Origin of the sequence: Methanolobus sp., from assembly GCF_030682845.1 — an archaeon.
Taxonomy (GTDB): domain Archaea; phylum Halobacteriota; class Methanosarcinia; order Methanosarcinales; family Methanosarcinaceae; genus Methanolobus.
This window is the reverse complement of sequence record NZ_JAUXNK010000040.1, coordinates 1-5,176: the sequence shown is the minus strand read 5'-3', so window position 1 is coordinate 5,176 and position 5,176 is coordinate 1. Positions and strand designations below refer to the sequence as shown.

The window sequence follows — 5,176 nt, the reverse complement described above, 5'->3', positions numbered from 1 at the left end:
TATGCTGATGTCATAATTCAAAGATATGTCAATCTGACCGGCAACCGTGAACTGAAGCGCAATGGAGAGACATACACATGGGAAGAAAAAAGGGCAGCACAATAATGGCAGAAGTATCCGAGCCGCTCATCAAGCTCCTCAGGTCCGGGGTTCCTGTGGTTCATGCCTGCGATGCCGTGGGGATCTCTCCGTCGAGCTACTATGATTGGATGAAGCTTGGCGAACGAGCAACATCCGGGCAGCACCGTGAGTTCTATCTCAATGTAAAAAAAGCCAGGGCAGAGGCCATTGCCAGAAATGTGGCCATCATCCAGAAGGCTGCGGGTCACTCTTGGCAGGCTGCAGCATGGTGGCTTGAGCGCACATGTCCTGCTGAGTTTGGCAGGCGTGAAGTTGAGATCAATATGACCCAGAACAACGTCGAGATCAACACCGATGAAACAAGAGAGAGGATCGTTAGCAGAATCAATAGCATCGCTGCCAGGATTAGAGCGCCAGAAGATCATGAGTGATATCAGTGATGATGAGCTCCCGATGCTGGAATATGACTGGAAGTTCTGGGCTCGGCCCAACCAGCTCGCTCCGGAAGGAAGCTGGCGGTACTGGATGGTATGTGCTGGGAGAGGTTGGGGAAAGTCGATGGTAGGGGCTGAATGGGTCCGTGACAGGGTAGAATCCGGCAAGGCTCGCAGGATTGCCATGGTGGCACCGACTGCAGCTGATGCCAGGGACACTATGGTGGAAGGAGAATCCGGTATACTGGCGGTCTGTCCTCCATGGAACCAGCCAGTCTACGAGCCATCCAAACGCAGGCTCACATGGCCCAGCGGCGCGATGGCTTTGCTTTTCAGTGCCGAGGAGCCGGACAGGTTGAGGGGACCTCAGCATGACACTGCTTGGTGTGACGAGATCGCAGCCTGGAAGTATCCTGATAGGACGTGGGACATGCTGCAGTTCGGCTTAAGGTTGGGAGATGATCCCAGGGCAGCTATCACAACAACTCCCCGGCCGATTCCTCTCGTGAAAACCCTCTTGAACGATTCCAGTACCCACGTGACAAGAGGGTCCACATACGAGAATCTGTCCAACCTGGCCCCAGCTTTCATCGACGTTATCATCAGCAGATACGAAGGGACCAGGCTGGGAAGACAGGAGCTCAACGCAGAGATCCTGGACGACAACCCCGATGCACTCTGGACCCGGGAGATGATAGAAGATGCCAGGGTATCAAAGGTTCCTAGCCTTCTGCGCATCGTGGTTGGTGTGGATCCGGCGGTCACATCCAGCGAATCTTCAGATGATACCGGCATAGTTGTTGCAGCTGTGGATGAACATGGAGAATACTATGTCCTGGGTGACTATACCATCCATGCAACACCGAAGAAGTGGGCTCAGGAGATCATCGCAGCTTACTACAAGCACTCTGCCGACCGGGTCATCGGGGAAGTGAACAATGGAGGGGAGCTCGTGGAATATACTCTCCGGACGATCGACCCCAATGTATCCTACAGGTCTGTCCGGGCCAGCCGGGGGAAGCAGGCTAGGGCAGAGCCTATCAGTGCCCTGTATGAGCAGGGCAAGGTCCATCACGTAGGTTCCTTCCCCGCTCTAGAGGATCAGATGTGTGATTGGGTTCCAGGAGAAGGCAGTAGTCCGGATAGGGTGGACGCACTTGTGTGGGCGTTGTCCGAGCTTAGCAAATCAAGGTATGGACCACAGAAATTGAACATGTCAGCACTCATTAAAACAAGATCGAGGTAACCATGTCCCGCCGTATCATCCTCAACACAACCATCTCGAAGAGATCAAAAGCAGTGATCAACCTTGCATCAACCGCCAAGTGCGACGGCAAGATAAGTGCCGGAGTCGACTACATCTGCCAGAAGTATGCTGATAACAAAGATGTCCTTGAGGATCCTGAAGCGGTGCATGTGGCTAGGGCATATATATCTGAAAGAAATAGGAGGCTCTTTAGAAAGGAATATTGAAGACAGGTGCTCGGATTTACTCAGAAGGCTTTTAACATGTAATCAGTTATGAGTATATATTAAATATAAAACTATATAGATTATGTCACTTATATTTAAGTATAAAATAAATCATGTATGTACCGGGTAACGTGTTACCCTTCGTAAATAGTTCAGAAAGACCGTCATAAAACACCATTGGATACGTCTTGGGTGCCTGGCAAGATAAATGGCGCCCTTACTTATTACCAGTATCGTTTTACTATTAATCTATCATATAATTATGGCAGCGATATACAATGTAGCAGCTGACCCAGAGGGTTCGAAATTGAAGTGGAATAAAAAAGCATTTAGAAATAAGTAGCGGAGAATTATCATGAAACAAGCTTGCACATACTGTGGAAAAGAAATCGTTGGAGAAGTCAGAAACAAAGAATGTTTTTTGTGTATGGGATGGCTTTCAATTTGCTACAATTGCATAGATAATTGTGTACCAAACTGTTTGAATTGTGTACACGACGACGAGTACGTCAAATGCTTGTAGGGTATTTATACCCATACTCTCCTTTTTTGTTGAATGCTAGATCGTGTAAATAATTATCCCCCGTCAACGCTCAAAATGTGCTCCCAATAAAATTGTTGCCATAATCTTTTTATAACGTTGCCATACACCCATCACATGCATGAACGACATCTTTTCGACATGCACTTTTTTAATTCCGTGGCAGTGACATATAGATTCTGCATACGAGCTGATTTTATTCCCTATCATAGTACATGATGACCAAGTGGACATACTACTTATGTTTTCCAGATACTACTATCGCAAAGAGCCATGAAACATGATTTGTCAGCACTTATCAAATCAAGACCGAGGTAATTATGAGACCAAAACTCTATGCAACCGTGAGCAAGAATACGACCGCAGTGCTTCACATGGTGATGAGGGAGCAGGATTGTAACAAGAGCCAGGCGGCGGACTTTATTGCGGAGTATTATTCGAAAATGCAGAATAGTCTCAGGGAGAAGCAGGTCGAAGAAACTACTGAACTTGTGATTGAGAAGTTGAGAGAGAAAAAGTTGGTGTAAATGTTTGAAAGAGGTGCATAGTAAAGGAAATGTAGTTACAGTTGATTTCCCATTTACTGACAAGTCGAAGAGTAAAGTTCGTCATGAACTTGTCGTTTCAGATGAAAATTGTCTATTTTAGCCTATTGATATCGATTTACATAGGGTTTCTACAAAGCCAAAAGATCAAACATTCCTGATCAGCTCATTATATTCTTCAATCGAAATATTGATCTCATTAAGAATAACTCTTATCAGAGGTCTGGCAAGCTCTTTGCTAGAATGGAAGGGAACAGTAGTTGTCCTGCCGTCTGTATGCCTGTAAAAAGCATGACTGCCCTTTTGCCTTGTTTTTTCAAATCCAAGCCGATACAATATCTTTTCCATAGTTTTGGCATCTACCAGCGGTAGCCTGCTCATACGGTGACCTCTATCTGCTGAAGACCAACAAACTCAGGTATTGATCCTTTTTCCTCAGGGTCCATTTCTTCAAGGCAGAGTTCGATCACTTCCTTTAACCTTACATGTAATTCATCCAGTGTATCAGCCTGGGTATGAGCTCCGGGAATGCCCGGGACAATCGCAACGTAGCAACCTGTTTCTACATCTTTCTCGATGTAAGCGGTGAATCTGGTAATCATCTTTGATCTCTATAATATCTACGTTTGTACTATATATGGACTCTGCAGTGAATATTTCAATTCTTGCTATATTGGACCTTGTTTTTGATTTGATTCAACGTTGCACTCAATTGTGCAGAGGTTATATTACCCTCCTTGAAATCCTCCTGATTCTGTATCATGGTGATAATTGTTCTCCTCTTCTAAACTCTCCAGCACATTTATATCTTTTACAACTATATTATCTTGTGTACTATATTTCAAGAGTACACTACCTCAAGTAAAACTGGTCAACATGGAATAGGACGAGAGACCAGAAACAAAAGGAGAAATGAAGATGGCAACAAAGAATATGACACCAGAAGCAGCATCAAAGATTAAATCAAGTGCAGATAAAACCAGTACTAACCAAGATGGTAAATGCCGTTCATCATGTTGTGGAGCAAAGAAGGGAAAATAATTATCCTTCTCCTTTTTCATCTACCGCTCCTGTATCAATTGATATTACCTTATTTTCTTGTTTAACGATATCACATTACTTTCACGATGCATACCCAATGCTTATTAATATCCTATTCAATTTTAAACCATAATGGAACTTTCCTTTAATCAAGGTACAATTGTCATTCGGGGAGATGCCAGGATCCCAAATTCTTCATGGGATGAGCGTTCAAAAACCTTCAGAGCGATGGCTCTGTATTACCGAGATATTACAGATTACCTTAAAAATTCAGGTATCAGCTATACAGATAATGTCCTTGATCTACTGCCGTGTCCTGAACTTAAGAGCACAATAGAATTGAGAGGATATCAACAAAAATCTATTGATGCATGGATCCAGAATAGCAACCGTGGGGTCATCGTACTACCAACAGGGAGTGGTAAAACTGTTGTGGGCATTAACGCAATTTCCTTACTGAACACACCAACAATAGTGATAGTTCCAACTCTTGACCTGCTTGACCAGTGGCGTTCTAAATTGCAAGAGGAGTTCAAAGTCGATGTGGGAATGCTTGGTGGGGGAAAGCAGGAAATAAAAGCCTTAACTGTATCCACATACGACTCTGCATATATCCATGCTGCCAGGCTGGGGAACAAATTCGGTCTCATGATCTTTGATGAAGTCCATCATCTTCCTGCAGAAGGCTACAGGCAAATAGCTGAGATGTTTGCTTCACCTTTCAGGATGGGCCTAACAGCTACCTATGAAAGAGAAGATGGAGCCCACAGTGAGGTCAACAGGCTTGTTGGTGGAAAGGTATTTGAAAAAAAGGTAAAAGAGCTTGCAGGGACGCATTTATCCCCGTTCAGGCTTCAAAAGATAGTGGTTGAGCTGACTGAGAAAGAGCAGATGGAATACGAGCGTAATCAGGGAATTTTTGTAGACTATCTCCGGAAAAATAATATCATGATCAGGAGCCCATCTGATTTTCAGAAGATCGTTATTCGAAGTGGAAGGGATCCAAATGCAAGGGAAGCCCTCCTTTCAAGAAACAAAGCGAGGGATATCGCCCTGAACAG

Annotated in this window: 8 protein-coding genes; 5 read left to right on the top strand and 3 right to left on the bottom strand. The window is 44.6% G+C overall.

What is annotated here, in order from left to right:
- The first annotated feature begins 77 nt into the window (after positions 1-77).
- The 4 genes from Q8J68_RS03990 (at position 78) to Q8J68_RS03975 (ending at position 3,056) form a co-directional block, all read left to right on the top strand.
- Positions 78-512, top strand: a complete 435-nt coding sequence (locus Q8J68_RS03990; protein WP_305310255.1) for a hypothetical protein — start codon at positions 78-80, stop codon at positions 510-512.
- On the top strand, positions 505-1,761 hold the full coding sequence (locus Q8J68_RS03985) for a DNA-packaging protein (protein WP_305310254.1): 1,257 nt from the start codon (positions 505-507) through the stop codon (positions 1,759-1,761). Before Q8J68_RS03990 ends, Q8J68_RS03985 begins: the two co-directional genes overlap by 8 nt.
- A 2-nt stretch (positions 1,762-1,763) precedes the next feature.
- Positions 1,764-1,988, top strand: a complete 225-nt coding sequence (locus tag Q8J68_RS03980; protein ID WP_305310253.1) for a hypothetical protein — start codon at positions 1,764-1,766, stop codon at positions 1,986-1,988.
- 861 nt (positions 1,989-2,849) lie between these two features.
- On the top strand, positions 2,850-3,056 hold the full coding sequence (locus Q8J68_RS03975; protein ID WP_305310252.1) for a hypothetical protein: 207 nt from the start codon (positions 2,850-2,852) through the stop codon (positions 3,054-3,056).
- A 165-nt stretch (positions 3,057-3,221) separates the two neighbouring features.
- Here the strand turns inward: Q8J68_RS03975 and Q8J68_RS03970 are convergent, their stop codons facing one another.
- The 3 genes from Q8J68_RS03970 to Q8J68_RS03960 form a co-directional block, all read right to left on the bottom strand.
- The gene (locus tag Q8J68_RS03970; protein WP_305310251.1) at positions 3,222-3,455 is read right to left on the bottom strand and encodes a type II toxin-antitoxin system HicA family toxin; all 234 of its coding nucleotides are present in this window, start codon (positions 3,453-3,455) and stop codon (positions 3,222-3,224) included.
- On the bottom strand, positions 3,452-3,676 hold the full coding sequence (locus tag Q8J68_RS03965; RefSeq protein ID WP_015054896.1) for a type II toxin-antitoxin system HicB family antitoxin: 225 nt from the start codon (positions 3,674-3,676) through the stop codon (positions 3,452-3,454). The genes Q8J68_RS03970 and Q8J68_RS03965 overlap by 4 nt, the downstream gene beginning before the upstream one ends.
- Positions 3,677-3,931: 255 nt before the next feature.
- The gene (locus Q8J68_RS03960; RefSeq protein ID WP_305310250.1) at positions 3,932-4,135 is read right to left on the bottom strand and encodes a hypothetical protein; all 204 of its coding nucleotides are present in this window, start codon (positions 4,133-4,135) and stop codon (positions 3,932-3,934) included.
- A 112-nt stretch (positions 4,136-4,247) separates the two neighbouring features.
- On the opposite strand from Q8J68_RS03960, the gene Q8J68_RS03955 reads away from it, so the two are divergent.
- Positions 4,248-5,176, top strand: a 929-nt coding sequence (locus Q8J68_RS03955) for a DEAD/DEAH box helicase family protein (protein ID WP_370867598.1), incomplete at its 3' end; no start/stop codon positions are given.